The organism is Halorubrum sp. B52, assembly GCF_059752555.1.
The window spans coordinates 766,528-782,725 of record NZ_MWTG01000007.1 but is presented as its reverse complement, the minus strand read 5'-3'; the positions used below and the strand labels follow the sequence as shown (position 1 = coordinate 782,725).

Annotated in this window: 15 protein-coding genes; 10 read left to right on the top strand and 5 right to left on the bottom strand. The window is 71.5% G+C overall.

The window, feature by feature from the left end; all coding sequences use genetic code 11:
- Positions 1 to 2 precede the first annotated feature (2 nt).
- From B4V04_RS05390 to B4V04_RS05380, 3 genes are all read right to left on the bottom strand, one after another.
- Positions 3 to 686: an HAD-IIB family hydrolase gene (locus B4V04_RS05390; RefSeq protein ID WP_498229816.1), complete on the bottom strand. Its 684-nt coding sequence runs from the start codon at positions 684 to 686 to the stop codon at positions 3 to 5.
- A gap of 126 nt (positions 687 to 812) precedes the next feature.
- The gene (locus tag B4V04_RS05385; protein WP_498229814.1) at positions 813 to 1,985 is read right to left on the bottom strand and encodes a Cdc6/Cdc18 family protein; all 1,173 of its coding nucleotides are present in this window, start codon (positions 1,983 to 1,985) and stop codon (positions 813 to 815) included.
- Positions 1,986 to 2,073: 88 nt separating this feature from the next.
- The gene (locus B4V04_RS05380; protein ID WP_498229813.1) at positions 2,074 to 2,280 is read right to left on the bottom strand and encodes a hypothetical protein; all 207 of its coding nucleotides are present in this window, start codon (positions 2,278 to 2,280) and stop codon (positions 2,074 to 2,076) included.
- A gap of 133 nt (positions 2,281 to 2,413) precedes the next feature.
- On the opposite strand from B4V04_RS05380, the gene B4V04_RS05375 reads away from it, so the two are divergent.
- Positions 2,414 to 2,815, top strand: a complete 402-nt coding sequence (locus B4V04_RS05375) for a hypothetical protein (RefSeq protein ID WP_498229811.1) — start codon at positions 2,414 to 2,416, stop codon at positions 2,813 to 2,815.
- A 17-nt stretch (positions 2,816 to 2,832) separates the two neighbouring features.
- On the opposite strand, the gene B4V04_RS05370 is transcribed toward B4V04_RS05375, so the two are convergent.
- The gene (locus B4V04_RS05370; RefSeq protein ID WP_498229809.1) at positions 2,833 to 3,939 is read right to left on the bottom strand and encodes a DUF7973 family transport facilitator; all 1,107 of its coding nucleotides are present in this window, start codon (positions 3,937 to 3,939) and stop codon (positions 2,833 to 2,835) included.
- Positions 3,940 to 5,481, bottom strand: a complete 1,542-nt coding sequence (gene glpK, locus B4V04_RS05365; protein WP_498229807.1) for a glycerol kinase GlpK — start codon at positions 5,479 to 5,481, stop codon at positions 3,940 to 3,942.
- Positions 5,482 to 5,887: 406 nt separating this feature from the next.
- Here glpK and glpA point away from each other — a divergent pair, with 406 nt between their 5' ends.
- The 9 genes from glpA to B4V04_RS05320 all read left to right on the top strand — a co-directional run bounded on the left by glpA (position 5,888) and on the right by B4V04_RS05320 (position 16,184).
- Complete coding sequence (glpA, locus tag B4V04_RS05360; protein ID WP_498229805.1) at positions 5,888 to 7,693, top strand: anaerobic glycerol-3-phosphate dehydrogenase subunit GlpA; 1,806 nt, start codon at positions 5,888 to 5,890, stop codon at positions 7,691 to 7,693.
- A complete protein-coding gene (gene glpB, locus B4V04_RS05355) occupies positions 7,693 to 9,072 on the top strand; it encodes a glycerol-3-phosphate dehydrogenase subunit GlpB (protein WP_498229804.1) in 1,380 nt (459 codons plus the stop codon). The genes glpA and glpB overlap by 1 nt, the downstream gene beginning before the upstream one ends.
- Positions 9,069 to 10,622, top strand: a complete 1,554-nt coding sequence (locus tag B4V04_RS05350) for an anaerobic glycerol-3-phosphate dehydrogenase subunit C (protein WP_498229802.1) — start codon at positions 9,069 to 9,071, stop codon at positions 10,620 to 10,622. The genes glpB and B4V04_RS05350 overlap by 4 nt, the downstream gene beginning before the upstream one ends.
- Positions 10,623 to 10,756: 134 nt before the next feature.
- Positions 10,757 to 11,716, top strand: coding sequence for a hypothetical protein (locus B4V04_RS05345; protein WP_498229800.1), 960 nt, complete (start codon positions 10,757 to 10,759; stop codon positions 11,714 to 11,716).
- 103 nt (positions 11,717 to 11,819) lie between these two features.
- Positions 11,820 to 13,265, top strand: coding sequence for a CRTAC1 family protein (locus B4V04_RS05340; protein WP_498229798.1), 1,446 nt, complete (start codon positions 11,820 to 11,822; stop codon positions 13,263 to 13,265).
- A 128-nt stretch (positions 13,266 to 13,393) separates the two neighbouring features.
- The gene (locus B4V04_RS05335; RefSeq protein WP_498229796.1) at positions 13,394 to 13,594 is read left to right on the top strand and encodes a DUF7576 family protein; all 201 of its coding nucleotides are present in this window, start codon (positions 13,394 to 13,396) and stop codon (positions 13,592 to 13,594) included.
- Positions 13,595 to 13,670: 76 nt separating this feature from the next.
- Positions 13,671 to 14,396 carry a ribosome assembly factor SBDS gene (locus B4V04_RS05330; RefSeq protein ID WP_498229794.1) on the top strand — a complete coding sequence of 242 codons (726 nt, stop codon included), beginning with the start codon at positions 13,671 to 13,673 and terminating at the stop codon, positions 14,394 to 14,396.
- A gap of 109 nt (positions 14,397 to 14,505) precedes the next feature.
- The gene (locus B4V04_RS05325) at positions 14,506 to 15,018 is read left to right on the top strand and encodes a YbaK/EbsC family protein (RefSeq protein ID WP_498229793.1); all 513 of its coding nucleotides are present in this window, start codon (positions 14,506 to 14,508) and stop codon (positions 15,016 to 15,018) included.
- A gap of 140 nt (positions 15,019 to 15,158) precedes the next feature.
- Positions 15,159 to 16,184 carry a metal ABC transporter substrate-binding protein gene (locus B4V04_RS05320; protein WP_498229791.1) on the top strand — a complete coding sequence of 342 codons (1,026 nt, stop codon included), beginning with the start codon at positions 15,159 to 15,161 and terminating at the stop codon, positions 16,182 to 16,184.
- The last annotated feature ends 14 nt before the right edge of the window (positions 16,185 to 16,198 follow it).

Here is a 16,198-nt window from a genome sequence, read left to right as displayed (position 1 = left end):
CCTCACTCGCCCCGCTCGCGCAGCTCGGCCAGCACCGCCTCCGTCCCGTCCATGAACCCCTCGTCGAGGACGACGTCGGCGGCGTCGCGGGCGGTCGCGTCCGCGTTGGCGACCGCGTACGACTCGCCGGCGATGCGGAACGTCGAGGCGTCGTTCTCGCTGTCGCCGACGGCGGCGAACTCGTCGGACGCGAGCCCGAGCGCGTCGGCGACGCGTTCGAGCGCCTTTCCCTTGCTCACGGCGGGCGACTTGACGTGGTACGCGTAGCCGGTGTCGACGACCTCGACGCTCCCCTCGGCCGCCGCGGCGACCTCGCGGAGCAGCGCCTCGTCGGCGTCGAGCGACAGCGCGACCTCCGTCTCGCGCCAGCGGTTCACCGTGTCGCCGTCTCCCCACCCGATCTCCCCGCCGCGCGCCTCGTAGCCCTCGACGACGGCCCGCGGGGCCGCCGGGTCGCCGAGGACCGCCGTCTCGCCGTCGACGTGCGCGATCCCCCCGTTCTCGGCGATCACGGTCTCGGACCGGCCGAGGAAGTGCGCCAGCGCGACCGGGTAGGGGAACGCCTTCCCCGTCGCGAGGACGACCGGCGCGTCCCAGCCGGGCAGCAGCTCGAAGGCGCGGGGGTCGATCCGACCGCTCGGCGTCGTCAGCGTCCCGTCGATGTCCAACGCGAGGGGCGGCACCATACCGGCGGTCGGGCGGCCGGGCGCAACTGTCTTGCGTTCGCTCGGCGGGAGTCGGCCGCGAGCGTCGATAAAAGGGAGCCGCGGGCGTCGACGGCGGCGGCCCGGTCGCTCGGTCGATCGAGCGGGTCAGGCCGACCACGACGGCCGGTCGAACAGCTCTCGGAACACGAGCGTCGGGAACCGCGGGACGAGCCGGCTCGGCGGTCGCCCCTTCCCGCCGCTCTGGCGGACCGTCACCCGGTCGAGCAGCCCCGCGTCCGCGAGCTCGTACAGCACCCGACGCACGGTGGACGCCGAGAGGTCGACCGCGGGCCGCGAGGCGATCGTCTCCGTCGCCGCGCTCACCGATTCCCGGTCGTCCTCCGGCAGGCTGACCAGCTCGTACAGCAGCCGCCGCCGGCTCTCGGAGAGCGCGAGCACCCGCCCCAGCGCGGCGCCGGGCTTTGGCACGCCCTCGATCCCGGCGTCAAGATCGACCGGTCGGACCGTGGAGGCGCCCGCGCGCTCGGCGCTGATCGCGGCGCCGGCGATCGCGGCGAGCGCGTCGTGGGCGTCGCCGTCGGCCCACTCGCTGACCTCGCGGATCTGGTCGTGGCTGATCGCGTCGCGCCCGAGCCCGGTCGAGCACCGGCTCGTCAGCAGCTCGACGAGCACGTGGCGCCGGTACGGTTCGAACGCCACGGCGGCCTCGGGCTCCCACTCGATCGCGTCGGGCGGGTCCCGACCGAGACAGACGGGCGCGATGTGCTCGCTGACCTCGGTGAGCCAGTCGACGACGGTCGTCGCGTCCGGCGTCTCCGGCTCGTTCGTGTGGTCGACGGCGACGACCACCTCCGGACCGGTGCGGACGCCCTCCCGCAGCTCGTCGGCGAGCTCGTCGGTGCCGATCCCGTGTTCGGGGACCGGGTCGTCGCCGATCGTCGAGAGGACGTCGTGGTAGAGCCGGAACCGCGTCGAGCCGCGCCGCGCGTCGACGTAGACGAACCCCGGCAGCGTCGGCTCGACCGCCCGCGTCGCGGTCTGGATGGCGCGGCGCGGGCCGCTGTGTGCCGCCAGCCGGTCGAACAGCGCGGAGACGGCGGCCGACTTCCCGCTCCCCTTCGGGCCGTGCACGTAGGTGCTCGGGGGGAGCGACCCGGAGAACGCCGGGCTGAAGACGTCGAGCAGCCGCTCGAACACCGGTCCCCGGCCGGTCGGGGACTCCGCGTGCGAGACGGGTGAGACGGCGTCGAGGTCGACGAGGACGCCGGCCCCGGCGTCGTACCCCAGCCGGCGCTCGATCCGATCGTCGATGTTCACGGTCGACCCTCCAGCGCGTCCGAATAAAACAGGCACGAACCGCGACGGCACGATCGCGGCGGGCTCCGACCGGATGACCGACCCCGCCTCACCAGTGGTCGGGCTTGTATCGGTTTATCAGCACCGTCGAGACGACGAACACGGCGGCCGCGACGGCGCCGACGATCGCGCCCGCGACGACCCGCGCGCCGATCGGTCCCTCCGCGGTCACCGCCACGACGAGCGTGACGATCCCCGCGACCGCGAGCATGTTGCGACCGTCGCGTCTCTCGAGCCCCAGCGTCTCCGCGTTCATACCGGCCCCTCGCGCCCGGCGACGTTAAATCCACCTCGAACGCCGTCGCCGCCCGGCGATCGCGACCGGATGCCGAACCGGGGGCGCCGCCGCCGTCCACAATCTTAACACCCCCGCCCGCCTCCCGCGGAGTATGTCCGAACCAGAGTTCGACGAGTCGGTCGTCAAAGCCGACAAGCGGAGCAAGGCGGTCGCGCTGATCGTCGCGATCGCCGCCTTCCTCCTCGTCCGCGAGCTCGTCGTCGACGTCCAGTTCGCCTCGATCACCGCGGCGACCGCCGGCATCGGCGCTCGGCTGTACATCCCGTATCACGCGAGCGTTCGCGTCTCGGACCCGGAGCGGGTCTCTCTCAGCGAACACCCGACGGTGGGCGCGTACCACCACGGCGCCGCCGGCATCGGGCTGGTGGTCCTGTCGGTCGTCGCCGTCGCCGCGTTCGCGTTCACTCACGGGTTCGTTACCTCGGTTGGTGTCGGGATCATCGCTGGTGTCGTTTCGTATGTGGCTCTTGCCTCGGTGCTTCCGACGGGATAAAAACCGGAAGGCGGCGTTTAGGTGCCCGGCACCCAGATGGAGCCGAGGACGCCCAGGATCGACAGCACCGCGAGGATCGACGCCGTGATGAAGATCGCCGCCGCCGGCGGGTCAGCGTGCGTGTCTCCGTGCGCGTAGAAGACGCGCTGGAAGGCCTCCCCGATCACCGCGCCGAGGAGCCCGAACCCGGCCCCGGCGATCAGGCCGACGGTGCCGCTGAAGCCCGCGCCGGTGAACGCGGCCCACGCCGTCGCGCCCGGGAGCGTCATGTGGTGCGTGACCGGGATCCGGTCGACGCCGAGGTTCAGGAACAGCAGCGTCGCCGCGCTGATACCGAACCCGAGGAAGACGTTTCCGGTCTGGATCGCGGCGTACGCCGCCGCCAGCCCGGACGCCGCGCCGATCGCGGCGACGTGCGACCACTTGTACATGTTCGGCAGCCACGGCTCGACCGCGAGCCGGTCCTCGCTGGACTTGTCGCCGTCGCCGGGCACCTCGTCCGGATCGCGCATCTCCTCGCGCTCGAACGGCCCCATGTCGAAGTAGCCGCTCGCCTTGCTGCTGACGTTCCCGATCACGGAGTAGCCGAACACCGCCCGGTGGAGCAGCGCGCTGGCGACGACGGTGAACGCGATCGGGTCCGTCGGGATCGCCAGGTTCCGGAGCGTCTGTTCGAGCACGATGCCGAAGACGCCGAACGCCGCACCGACCGCGAGGATGTCAGGCCGACTCCCGAGCGCGAAGCCGATGTCCTTCGCGTTGTGGTAGTCGAAGCCGGACTCCATCGCGCCGTTCTTCGCCGCGTACGCCGACGCCGCCGCACCGCCGGCGAAGGAGATGTGCGGCCCGAAGACGGGACCGAACCCGACGCCGACGCCGGCCCCCGAGGCCGCGTCGCCGCCGAACACGCCGGCGATGACGAGGAATCCGGTGAAGATGAACGCCGGGAGCGCACCGAGCGCGGCGCCGAACGCCCCGCCGGCGGCCGCGCCGAGCCAGATCGTCGGATCGAGCAGGATGTCGAGCACCGCTTCGATCGACCCCGCATTCCACTGCGCGAGCACCCCGCCCGACTGCGCGAGCAGGTCGCCGGACGCGAGCAGCGCCGTAGCCTCGGCGCTCATCTATTCCTCCTCCTCGTCGTCCTGCGCCCAGTTGAGGGAGCGTTCCACCGCGTCGTCCCACCGGCCGTACAGCTTGTCGACCTCGGCCTGGTCCTTCTCGGGGGTGAACTCGCGGTCCACCTGCCAGTTGTCGCGGAGCTCGTCGACGTTGTCCCAGTAGCCGACGGCGAGACCGGCGGCGTACGCCGAGCCGAGCGCCGTGGTCTCGTCGACCTCCGGCCGGGCGATGTCGGTCTGGATGATGTCCGACTGGAGCTGACAGAGGAAGTTGTTCTTGACCGCCCCGCCGTCGACGCGGAGGCTGGTCGTCTCGACGCCGGAGTCGGCCTCCATGGCCTCGGCGACGTCGCGGGTCTGGTAGGCGATCGATTCGAGGGTCGCCCGGACGATGTGCTCCTTGCTCGTCCCGCGGGTCATCCCGACGATGGTCCCGCGAGCGCGGCCGTCCCAGTGCGGGGCGCCGAGCCCGGTGAACGCCGGCACCATGTAGACGCCGTCGGTCGAGTCGACCGAGCGGGCCAGCTCCGCGGTCTGGGCGGCGTTGTTGATGAGGTCGACGTCCTCCAGCCACTCGATGGCGGCGCCGGTGATGAAGATCGACCCCTCCAGCGCGTACTGGACGGGCTCGCCGGACATCTGGAAGCCGATGGTCGTTAAGAGTCCGTGGTCGGACTTGACGGCCTCGTTGCCCGTGTTCATCAGGTAGAACGAGCCCGTGCCGTAGGTGTTCTTCGCGTCGCCCTCGTCGAAGCAGGTCTGGCCGAACAGCGCGGCCTGCTGGTCGCCTAAGGCGCCGGCGACCGGGACCTCCTTGCCGAGGAAGCCGTCGGCGTCCGTGTGGCCGTAGTACTCCTCGTCCGAGGACGGGCGGACCTCGGGGACCATCTCCTCGGGGACGCCGAACTCCTCGAGAAGCTCGTCGTCCCACTCCATCTCCCGGATGTTGTACAGCATCGTCCGGGAGGCGTTGGTGACGTCCGTGATGTGGTTGCCCGTCAGGTTGTAGATGAGCCACGAGTCGATCGTGCCCATGACGAGCTCGCCCTCGCGGGCCCGATCGCGGAGGTCGCCGCCACGGGAGGCCTGCATCTTGAGCGGCTCCGCGTTGTCGAGGATCCACTCGGTCTTGGTCGCGGAGAAGTACGCGTCGCACTCCAGTCCGGTCTTCTCGCGGATCTCCTCGACCTTCCCCGCCTCCTGGATCTCCTCCACGCGGTCAGTCGTCCGGCGGTCCTGCCAGACGAGGGCGTTGTGGACCGGCTTCCCGGAGTCCTTGTCCCAGACGATCGTCGTCTCGCGCTGGTTGGTGATCCCGATCGCGTCGAGCTGGTCCGCGTCCAGCCCCGCGTCCGCGAGCCCGTCGAGGACGACCTGTTGGGTGTTCTCCCAGATCTCGATCGGGTCGTGCTCGACCCACCCGGGGTTCGGGTATATCTGTTCGTGCTGTTCGTAAGCGTTCGCGACGACCTGCCCCTCGTGGTCGAACACCATGAATCGGGTACCGGTCGTGCCTTGGTCTATCGCACCGACGTACTGTGTCATGTTCTGGATCCCTCCTGTGGCGCTGGTCCGCACGTGGCGACGTCGCCGACCCCGTCTCGGGCCGTGCCCGAGCGGGTGCGTCTCGGCCCGACCGGGAGTCGGCTCCGCGAGGTGACCTGCCCCGAGCGACCGCGTCCGGCCCGCACGCCGGCCGCACGGCCGCAGTCCGGAGCTCGCCACCGTCGTCGCCGCCTTATATCTTCACGGAAGCTACCACGCCGTTCGTGAACATAATGTACTACCATAATAATCTAACTGTTAAAATCCGCTTTTGAGCGCGGTTGAAAAAGATAGTATATAAAGAAATCGCTGGCGCCAACGCTTGCACTACTTGAATGTCCCTGATAGTTATGCGAACTACCGAGGAGGAGGTAAAGTAAAGTGGACGGGGTCCGAGCGGTCGGATATGGACCAACAGGTGGACGTCGTGGTCGTCGGGGGCGGCTCGACCGGCTGCGGCGTCGTCAGGGACCTCGCGCGGCGCGGGCTCGACGCGGTGCTCGTCGAGAAGGGGAACCTGACGCACGGCACGACGGGGCGGATGCACGGGCTCCTTCACAGCGGAGGCCGGTACGCGGTCTCCGATCAGAAGAGCGCGAGGGAGTGTATCGAGGAGAACCGGGTGCTCCGCGACATCGCCGCCCACTGCGTCGAGGAGACGGGGGGGATGTTCGTCAAGCGGCCCGAGGACTCCGAGGAGTACTTCCAGGAGAAGCTGGAGGGGTGCCGCGCGTGCGACATCCCCGTCGAGGTGCTGGACGGCGAGGAGGCGCGCCGCCGCGAGCCGTACCTCGCGCGCGACGTGGAGAAGGCGATCGCGCTCCCGGACGGCGCGGTCGACCCCTTCCGGCTCTGCGTCGCCAACGCGGCCGACGCCCGCGAGCACGGCGCGCGGGTCGAGACGCACGCTCCGGTCACCGACGTCCTCGTCGAGGGCGGCGAGGTCGTCGGCGTCGAGGTCGAACACGAGTCCGGCCCCGGCAAGCGGGTCCACCGCGAGCCCGGCACGACCGAGGAGATCCGGGCGCGACACGTCGTCAACGCCACCGGCGCGTGGGCCGGTAACGTCGGCGAGATGGCCGGCGTCGACGTCGAGGTGCGCCCCTCGAAGGGCGTGATGACGGTGATGAACACCCGGCAGGTCGACACCGTCATCAACCGGTGCCGGCCGAAGGGCGACGCCGACATCGTCGTCCCCCACGAGACGGCCTGCATCCTCGGCACGACCGACGAGGAGGTCGACGACCCCGAGGACTATCCCGAGGAGGAGTGGGAGGTCGACCTGATGATCGAGACGCTCTCGGAGCTCGTGCCCGCGCTGAAAGACGCCCGGACGCTGCGGTCGTTCTGGGGCGTCCGCCCCCTCTACGAGCCGCCGGGAACCGGCACCGAGGACCCGACGGACATCACGCGCGACTACTTCCTCTTAGACCACGGCGACCGCGACGACCTCCCCGGGATGACGACCATCGTCGGCGGGAAGCTCACCACCTACCGGATGATGGCCGAGTCCATCTCCGACCACGTCTGCGACCTCCTCGACCACGAGGCGACCTGCGACACCGCCGACGCGCCGCTCCCCGGCTCGGAGAGCGACGCGCGGATGGAGGAGCTCATGGACGAGTTCGGCCTCCGGTCCCCGGTCGCCCGGCGCTCCGGTCAGCGGCTGGGGTCGCGCGCGGACGACGTGCTCTCCTCGTCCGACCCGAACCCGGTCGTCTGCGAGTGCGAGGGCGTCACCCGCGCCGAGGTGCAGGACGCGATCGGCGAGGCGGGCAGCGACCTCAACGCGGTCCGGCTCCGCACCCGCGCCTCGATGGGTAACTGTCAGGGCGGCTTCTGCACCCACCGGATCGCCGCGGAGCTGGCGCAGGAGTACCCGGAGCCCGTCGTCCGCGACGCCGAGGACGAGCTGTACCAGGAGCGCTGGAAGGGTCAGCGCCACGCGCTGTGGGGCCGCCAGCTCTCGCAGGCGATGTTGAACCACCTGCTGCACGCGACGACGATGAACCGCGACGGCGACCCGGCGAACCTCGATAGCGAGGTCGACTTCGGGGCCTTCGACGCGGGCGCCGAGGCGGGCTCGGCGGGCGCCGACGCCGACGAGGGCGGCGAGGCCGGGACCGCGGCGACCGACGGGGGCCGCGCAGGTGACGACCCGGTCGAGGACACCGACCGCGCTGACGACGCGGCCGCCGACGGGGGCCGCTGATGGCGATCGACAGCGACGTCCTCGTCGTCGGCGGCGGGCTGGCGGCGATCACGGCCGCGATCTCGGCCTCGCGCGAGGGCGCCGACGTGCGACTCGTCTCCCACAAGGCGAGCACGCTCCGGCAGGCCTCCGGACTGATCGACGCGCTCGGCTACGTCCCGGCGACGGAGCCCGCGAAGCCGCTCCGCGAGGGGCCGCCGACCGCGGGCCGCGAGCTCGACCGCGACGAGTGGCCCGACCCGGAGGGCCCGCTCGCCGATCCCTTCGAGGGGATCGAGCGACTCCCCGAGAGCCACCCCTACCGGATCGTCGGCTCCGACGCGCTCCGAGAGGGGCTCGACCTGTTCGACGAGCTCGCGGGCGACGCGTATCGAGGCGGCCACGCCGACCGCAACGCGCTCCTGCCGACGTTCGGCGGGAGCGTGAAGCCGACCGCGCGCTACCCGGCGGCCGCGGAGGCGGGGCTCGCGAGCGACGAGCGACCCGCGCTCATCGTCGGCTTCCGGTTGCTCACCGAGTACGACGCGCGGGCGTTCGCCGGCCGGCTGGAGGCCGCCGGCGTCCCGTTCGACGTCGCCGGCGCGGAGGTGGAGTTCGCGGAGGCGTTCCGCGCCGACACGAAGGTCACCCGCCTCGCGAAGGCGCTCGACCACGACGAGGCGATCGACGGCACGCCGGCCCGCGAGGCGCTGGCGAAGGCGGTCGGCCCTCACCTCCACGACGTCGTCGACGAGTCGGGGGGCGTCGACCGCGTCGAGCGCGTCGGCTTCCCGGCGTTCCTCGGCGACGACCGCGGCGACGAGGTGCGCGCCGAGCTGGCCGACCGGCTCGGCGCCGACGTGTTCGAGATCCCGATGGGGCCGCCGAGTCTCCCCGGACTCAGGCTGGAGGACCGGCTCTACGACGCGCTCGACGCCGAGGGCGTCCGGTTCGAGACCGGCAACCCCGTCGTCGGGATCGAGACCGAAGCGGACGGCCGGGTCGAGACGGTCGCGGTCGACCGGAAGGGCCGGGAGACGCCGTACGGCGCCGACGCCTTCGTGCTCGCGACCGGCGGGCTCGTCGGCAAGGGGCTCGACTCGGACCGCGAGGACGTCCGCGAGCCCGTCTTCGACCTCCACGTCGAGCAGCCGGACGACCGCTACGAGTGGTTCGTCGACGACGCGTTCGGCGACCAGCCGTACGCGCGCTTCGGCGTGCGTCCGGACGAGCGCGGGCGCCCGCTCGACGCCGACGGCGAGGCACAGTACGCGAACGTCTTCGCGGCCGGCGGGGTCGTCGGCGGCGCGGACGCGGCGCGAGAGAAGTCCGCGAGCGGGGTGTCGCTCGCGACCGGCCTCGTGGCCGGGCGGCAGGCGGCGACGGAGGCGACCCAATGACACGACACACGGACGACCACGACGACTCGGAGGGGGCGAACGGGGCGAACGAACCGGATGGCGCGACTGACGGCGACGACGGGAGCGAGCCGCGGGCCAGTCCCGGCGTCCCGAAGGCGGGCCGGGACGAGCAGCCGTCGATCTTCGTCCCCGACGACGGGGAGGTGTCGGAGGCGGGTACCGACTCCGACGGCGCCGCCGCGGGCGACGCTCCGACGGCCGAGCGACCGGCCACCGACGGCGGCGTCGAGAGCGCGACCGGCGGCTCCGACTCGGCGGAGCTCGACCCGGACGCCTACGACCCGGTCGACGTGTTCCCCGGCGGCGACCTCGACCTCCGCGAAGGGGCCGACTCCTGTTACAAGTGCACGAGCTGCGACACCTCCTGCCCGGTCGCCGAGGTCGACGAGGAGTTCCCGGGGCCGAAGTTCCAGGGGCCGGAGCAGTGGCGGCTCAAGCGGAAGGACGACCACGACATCGACGAGTCGATCACCTCCTGTTCGAACTGCATGCGCTGTGACGACGCCTGCCCCTCCTCCGTGCCGCTCTCGCAGATGCACAACGAGGCGCGCGGCCAGTTCGTCGAAGAGCAGATGGAGAAGCTCTCCCGGGAGTACGTCCGGAACCGCATCCTCTCGAACTACCGCTTCTTCGCGTCGATCGCGAGCAAGGTGCCCCGGCTGGCCAACGCCGCGACGAAGGTCCCGGGCGCGATGTGGGCCGGCGAGAAGCTCCTCGGCGTCACGAGCGAGCGCGACTTCCCCGAGTTCGCCACGGAGACGTTCCGCGAGTGGTGGAAGGCCCGCGGCGGCGCGCAGGTGGAGGACCCCGACAAGCGCGTGGCGTACTTCCACGGCTGCTACTCAAACTACAACACCCCCGAGGTCGGCAAGGCGATGGTCAGGGTGTACGAGCACTTCGGCTACGAGGTGATGGTGCCCCCGCAGAAGTGCTCCGGCACCCCGATGTTCGCGAACGGGATGCTGAAGGACGCCCGCCGGCACGCGGAGACGAACGTCGAGAGCCTGATCGAGGCCATCGGCGAGGGCGCCGACGTGATCGCCTCCTGCACCTCCTGCTCGATGTCGCTCCGGCAGGAGTACCCGGAGCTGTTCGACATCCACGGGATCGATGACGTCTCCGAGCACACCTACGAGGCGTTGGAGTACCTCCGGATCAACGAGGACCTGGAGGGCGAACTGGCGGGCACGGAGCTCGCCGGCGAGCGGTCGTTCGCCTACCACGCGCCGTGTCACGCCCGCAATCAGGGGCTCTCGCGGCAGGCCGTCGAGACGTTCCGCGACGTCGACGGCGTGACGATGAAGGACGTCGGCGACTCCTGTTCGGGCATCTCGGGCACCTACGGCTGGAAGGAGGAGAAGTACGAGAAGTCGATGAAGATCGGCGAGGAGATGTTCGAGCACATGGAGGACGCCGAAGGCGACGTGGGGATGACCGAGTGCCCCACCTGCGCGATGCAGATGGAACACGGCACCGGCTACGAGATCGAACACCCGCTCCAGCTGCTGGAGGAGACGGTCGGCGCCTGAACGGGAAGTCGTCCGGCCGCTCCGCCGCTCGGATCCGCCTCGGAAGCCCGCCGTCGGGACGCCGACAGACCCGTTTCTCAGACCGGATAACCGCGGACGAACGTTTATGGGCCGAAATTTCGGAGTCGGGGTACGTGACTCTCGAACGGCTCCTCGACCGGTTCGACGGCGTCGAGCGGTCCATCGTGGTCGTCAACCGCACCGACCCGGACCCGGTCGTGAACATGCTCGCCGACACGTTCGGGGAGGACGCGGTGGACGTGACCGACGGGAGCCTCGCGGGCGACGGCGGCGCCCGGTCCGAGGGCGTCGGCGTCGCCGGCGGATCGGGACTCTCCGCCGAACGGCTGACGATGCGTGCCGGCGACGCGTGCGAGGGACCGGTGATCGACGTGGACGCGCTCCGACGGAACGACGCGGTCCCGTTCGACGGCGACGACCCCGAGGCGGTGGAGAACCTCGCGCTGCTCGTCGAGGGCGACGAGGTCGTCGCCGGCTCGACGCTCGGCGAGCTCGGCGACGCCGTGCTGTTCGTGAACTCCGACCTGTACATCACCGGGACTCGGACGCTGACGGACGTCGACCTGCCGGCGGTGATACGCGGCCTCGACGACACGACGTTCACGCTCCGGGGATACCCGGAGTCGAACCGCCAGAAGCTCCTGCTCATCACCGTCTCGCGTTTCATCGAGCGCGCGGCGTGGGTCGCCGGCGACGGGACGCTGCGCTCCTCGTTCCAGCGGCTCTCCCGGATCGACGACGAGGTCGGGACGCGCGAGGTGTACGAGAGTGTGGCCGGCGCCGGCGTCGACACCCACCTGTACGGGGTGCCGGACGACCTCCCGCGCGGCCTCGACGCGGTGGTCCACGGCGGCGACAGCCGCGATTTCACACGCAGCTGGTTCGTCGTCTACCGACCGCCGGAGGGACCGCACTCGGTCGACGACGTCGCGGGCCCGGACCTCGAGCGCGGCATCGAAGGCGGCGTCGGTCTCCTCGCCGTCGAGACGGAGCCGAGGGTCTGGCGCGGGATGTGGACGTTCGACGAGACGCGCGTCGGCGCGATGAACCGGTACATCGAGCGGAATCTGTAGGGATATCGACCGGATTCCGCAACCGGAACTCGGACCCGTATTTACCGGTCTCGGGCTGAATCCAACCCGTGAGTTCATATTCTCCGAGCGGTGACGGGACACCATGTTCACGGAGCGGTCCGATCTCGTCGGCGACGACGACCCGATCCGCGGGTACGGCGTCGCGGTGACGCCGGGACTGGACGGACCGCTCGTCTTCGTCGCGGGCTACGGCGAACCGAACCGACTGTACGCCCGCGAGGGCGACCGCTTCGTCGACACGGCCTGCGGCATCGTCGCCGACGGGACCCGCCACGGGATGGGCGTCTGCGCGGCCGACCTCGACGCCGACGGCTGCGAGGAGGTGTACGTCCACAACTGCACCAAGGGCGTCGACGGCGGCGGCGACCCCGACCTCCTCTTGAGCCGGCTCGAGTCCGACGGCTACCGCTGGACGGACGTGTTCGCGCTCGACGTGAACACCGACCGCCTCGACGTGCGCGCCGGCCGGTCCGTCGCCGCGCTCGACCGCCTCGGGACCGGTCGGTACGGGGTCGCGGTCTCCGGCTACGCCGCCCCCCTCGCGTTCTACGAGCTCGGCGACGACGGCGAGATCACCGACATGGCCGACGCCGTCGGGCTGGAGGTCGACGGCGGCTGCCGGTCCCTGCTCGCGGTCCCGCACTGCTCCGGGGAGGGCGACCTGTTCGCGGGGGTCGAGCGGGGTCCGAACCGCCTGTTCCGGAACGAGGGCGGCCACTACGACCCGACCGGCGGCGGCGCGCTGGCCGACCCCGCGGGCGACACCCGCGGCGCCGCCCTCGTCGACGAGGGCGGGACGTTCGCCTTCGCGGTCGGCAACGAGGACGGCCCGAACCGCCTCCTCCGCCACGGCTCGGCCGGCGGGTTCGAGGACGTCGCGCCGGCGGCCCTCAGGGAGCCGGACCGCGTCCGGACGGTCGTCGCGGCCGACTTCGACAACGACGGCCGCGAGGAGCTGTTCTACAACGTCTCGGGCGAGCCGAACCGGCTCTACGAGCGGGTCGGCGGCGACGGGTCGGACGCGGGGGACGACGCCTCTCGCTGGGAGCCCGTCGACCCGGGTCCCGCCGCCGAACCGGACGGGTTCGGCACGGGCGCGGTGGCGGCCGACCTCGACGGCGACGGCGTCTTGGAGCTCCTCGTCGTCCACGGCGAGGTCGCCGCGCAGCCGATCGCGGCATACGAGGTCCCGGGCGCCGCCGACGCCGGGTGGCTCCGCGTCCGGCCGACGACGCGGCACGGGGCGCCCGCCCGCGGCGCCGTCGTCAGGCTGGAGACGACCGCCGGGATCCAGCGCCGGACCGTCGACGCGGGCGGCGGCTGCCTCTGCCAGACCGAGCCGGTCGCGCACTTCGGGCTCGGCGGGGCGACGCCGCGCCGCGTCGTCGTCCGGTGGCCGGACGGCCGCGAGCGGATCCTCCCCGATCCCGCGCCCGACGCGGAGATCGACGTCGAACACCCCTCGAAACGTCGGTCGCCGCCGAGCGGGGGTCGCCGGGTCCGCGGCGACCGGCCCCTCGGACGGTAGCGGGCGCGAGGGGACGACCGCCTCGGTGACCGCGGCGGAGCGGTCGACGTTGGCGGCCGGTCCCCGGGTCGCCCGGCCAGAACTGCCGCTCTTCGCGGGTTCAAGTGTCCGGGGACGCACGGACGGGTATGGTAGATCCGACTTCCGACCTCGAGGAGGACGTCGACGAGGAGTCCGCGCCGCGCTGCGCGACCTGTGGGGGGCCGGCGCTCGGCGTCGGTCGCCGAACCGTCACCTGGGTCGACGGCGCCGACGTCGAACACCGTCGCTTCTGTTCGCAGGCCTGTCGCGACGACTGGGCGGACGAGCGTCCCTCGGCCGGCCGCTGACCGAACGGTCGGGGCGGGGATCGGCGGACCGCGCCTCGCGGGAGGCTTTTTCAGTACGGGGGTGGTATCTCCCCGTATGATATCGCTCGACGAGGCCGTGACGGCCCGACTTGAGTCGCACGGAGAACGCTTCGAGGTGCTGATCGACCCCGACGCGGCGCTCGCGATGAAGCGAGGCGAGTTCGAGGGCGACCTGGAGGACGTGATCGCCGCGGAGGACGTGTTCGAGAACGCCTCGCGCGGCGATCGCCCGGCCGAGGAGGACCTAGAGACCGTGTTCGGCACGACGGATCCGCTGGAGATCATCCCCGAGGTCGTCGAGCGCGGGGAGATACAGATCACCGCCGAGCAGCGCGAGGAGATGATGGAGCGGAAGCACAACCAGCTCGTCACCACCATCACCCGCAACGCGGTGAACCCGCAGATGGACGACTCGCCGCACCCGCCCGAGCGCATCGAGCGCGCCTTAGAGGAGGCGGGGTTCCAGATCGATCCGATGGAGCCGGTCGAGAACCAGGTCGACGACGCGCTGGAGGCGCTCCGCCCCGTCATCCCGATCCGGTTCGAGGAGGTGACGATGGCGGTTCAGCTCCCCGCGGACTACGCCGGATCCGGGCAGGCGCAGATCCGCGAGTTCGGCGACTTGGAGCGCGAGGAGTGGCAGAACGACGGCTCGTGGGTCGGCGTGCTCACGTTCCCCGCCGGGCTGCAGAACGACCTGTACGACCTCGTCAACGAGGTCACCTCGGGCGAGGGCGACGCCCGCGTGATCAAGGACAAAGACGAGCTGCGGACGCGGTAGGGGGTCGGCGACGGGACCCGTGCTCGAAACCCGGCCGGTCGGTTGCGGCCGCCCGCCATACGTGCCGCGGCCGAGAGCTTCATACTCCGCCGCGGGCCTCCTTCTTCGCATGCACGAGCGCGCGGCGGAGTTCGCGGCACGGGCGCGGGACCGGTACGGCGTCGACCTCGACGTGTTGGAGTTCGACGCCGGCACGGAGACGGCGGCCGCGGCGGCCGACGCCGTCGGCTGCGACACCGCGGCGATCGCCTCCACGATCGTGGTGTCGCTCTCGGGCGGGGACGTCGCGGTCGACGGCGCCGCCGACGCCGACGGGGGCTCCCTCGTCGCCGCGATCACCAGCGGCGCGAACCGGCTGGACCTGGACGCGGTCGCGGCCCACTTCGGGGCCGACGACGCCGCGATGGCGGATCCGGCGCGCATCCGCGAGACCGTCGGCTGGAGCATCGGCGGCGTGCCGCCGCTGTGTCACGACGCCGCGCTCCCGACCGTCTTCGACCCGACGCTCGCCGGGTACGACACGGTTTACGGCGCAGCCGGGACGCCGAGCGCGGTGTTCGCGGTCGATCCCGATCGGCTCGCGTCGTTCGCGGAGGCGACGACCGTCGATCTCACGGAGTGAGCGGGACGGCGGCGTTCCCGCCGATAGCGGTCGGTGACCGCCCCGCCGTTGTTAATCGAGCCCCGCTCTCTGGCCCTCAGTTATTAACTTAGAGTTGTGAAGTAACAATCCTTTTCTATTAACGGGCGTTACGGATCGGTATGACTCACTCACGTCGGTCGGTGCTGAGGGGCGGGGCGGGCCTGCTGGCCGCCGGCGCCGCGGCCTCGTTCGCCGGCTGTTCGGGCGCCGCGGACCAGGGGTCCGCCGGATTCGACGGCGGGTACGCCGCCTTCTTCACGCTCAACGACTGGGCCAACGAGGTCGCGGGCGACCGCGCGAGCTTCGAGAGCCCGGTCGAGGTCGGCCGGCTCGGACACGGTTGGACGCCCGACGGGAACCTCGCCGCCGACGTCGCCTCGACCGACGCGTTCGTCTACCTCGACAGCCCCGAGTTCGCGTGGGCGCAGGACCTCGCCGCGACGCTCGAGGCCGACTACGACTCGGTCGCCGTTGTCGACGCGCTCGCCGACGTCGAGGGCGACCTCCTCGACTGGGACCACTCGCACGAGGGCGAGGACGGACACGAGGAGGAGAACCACGACGGCGACGAGAACCACGACGGCGACGAGGAAGGCCAGGAGGGCCGCCAGCACGACCCCCACGTCTGGGTCGACCCGGTGCTCGCGGCGCGGATGGTCGAGACCATCGCGGCGGGGCTCGGCGAGGCCGACCCCGAGAACGCCGACGCCTACGCCGACGACGCGGCCGCGTACGCCGAGGAGCTCGACGCGGTCGACGCCGCCTTCGAGTCGGTCGCCGCGGACGCCGATCGCGACGTGGCCGTCATCGCGGGCCACAACTCCTTCCAGTACCTGGAGGCGCGCTACGGGTTCCGGCTCCACTCCCCGGTCGGCGTCTCGCCGCAGAACGAGCCGAGCCAGAGCGAGATCGCCGACACCATCGAGCTGGTGAACGCCGAGGGGATCGACACGGTCCTCTACGACCGCTTCGAGTCGCCGCGGCTCGCCGAGACGGTCGTTGAGAACAGCGACGCCACGGAGACGACGCCCGTCAGCCCGGCCGGCGGGACCACCGAGGAGTGGAACGAGGCCGGCTACGGCTACCTCGAACAGATGACCGAGGTCAACGTCCCCGCGTTCGAGCGGGCGTTCGGGGCGCAGTGACCCGCCATCCCGAC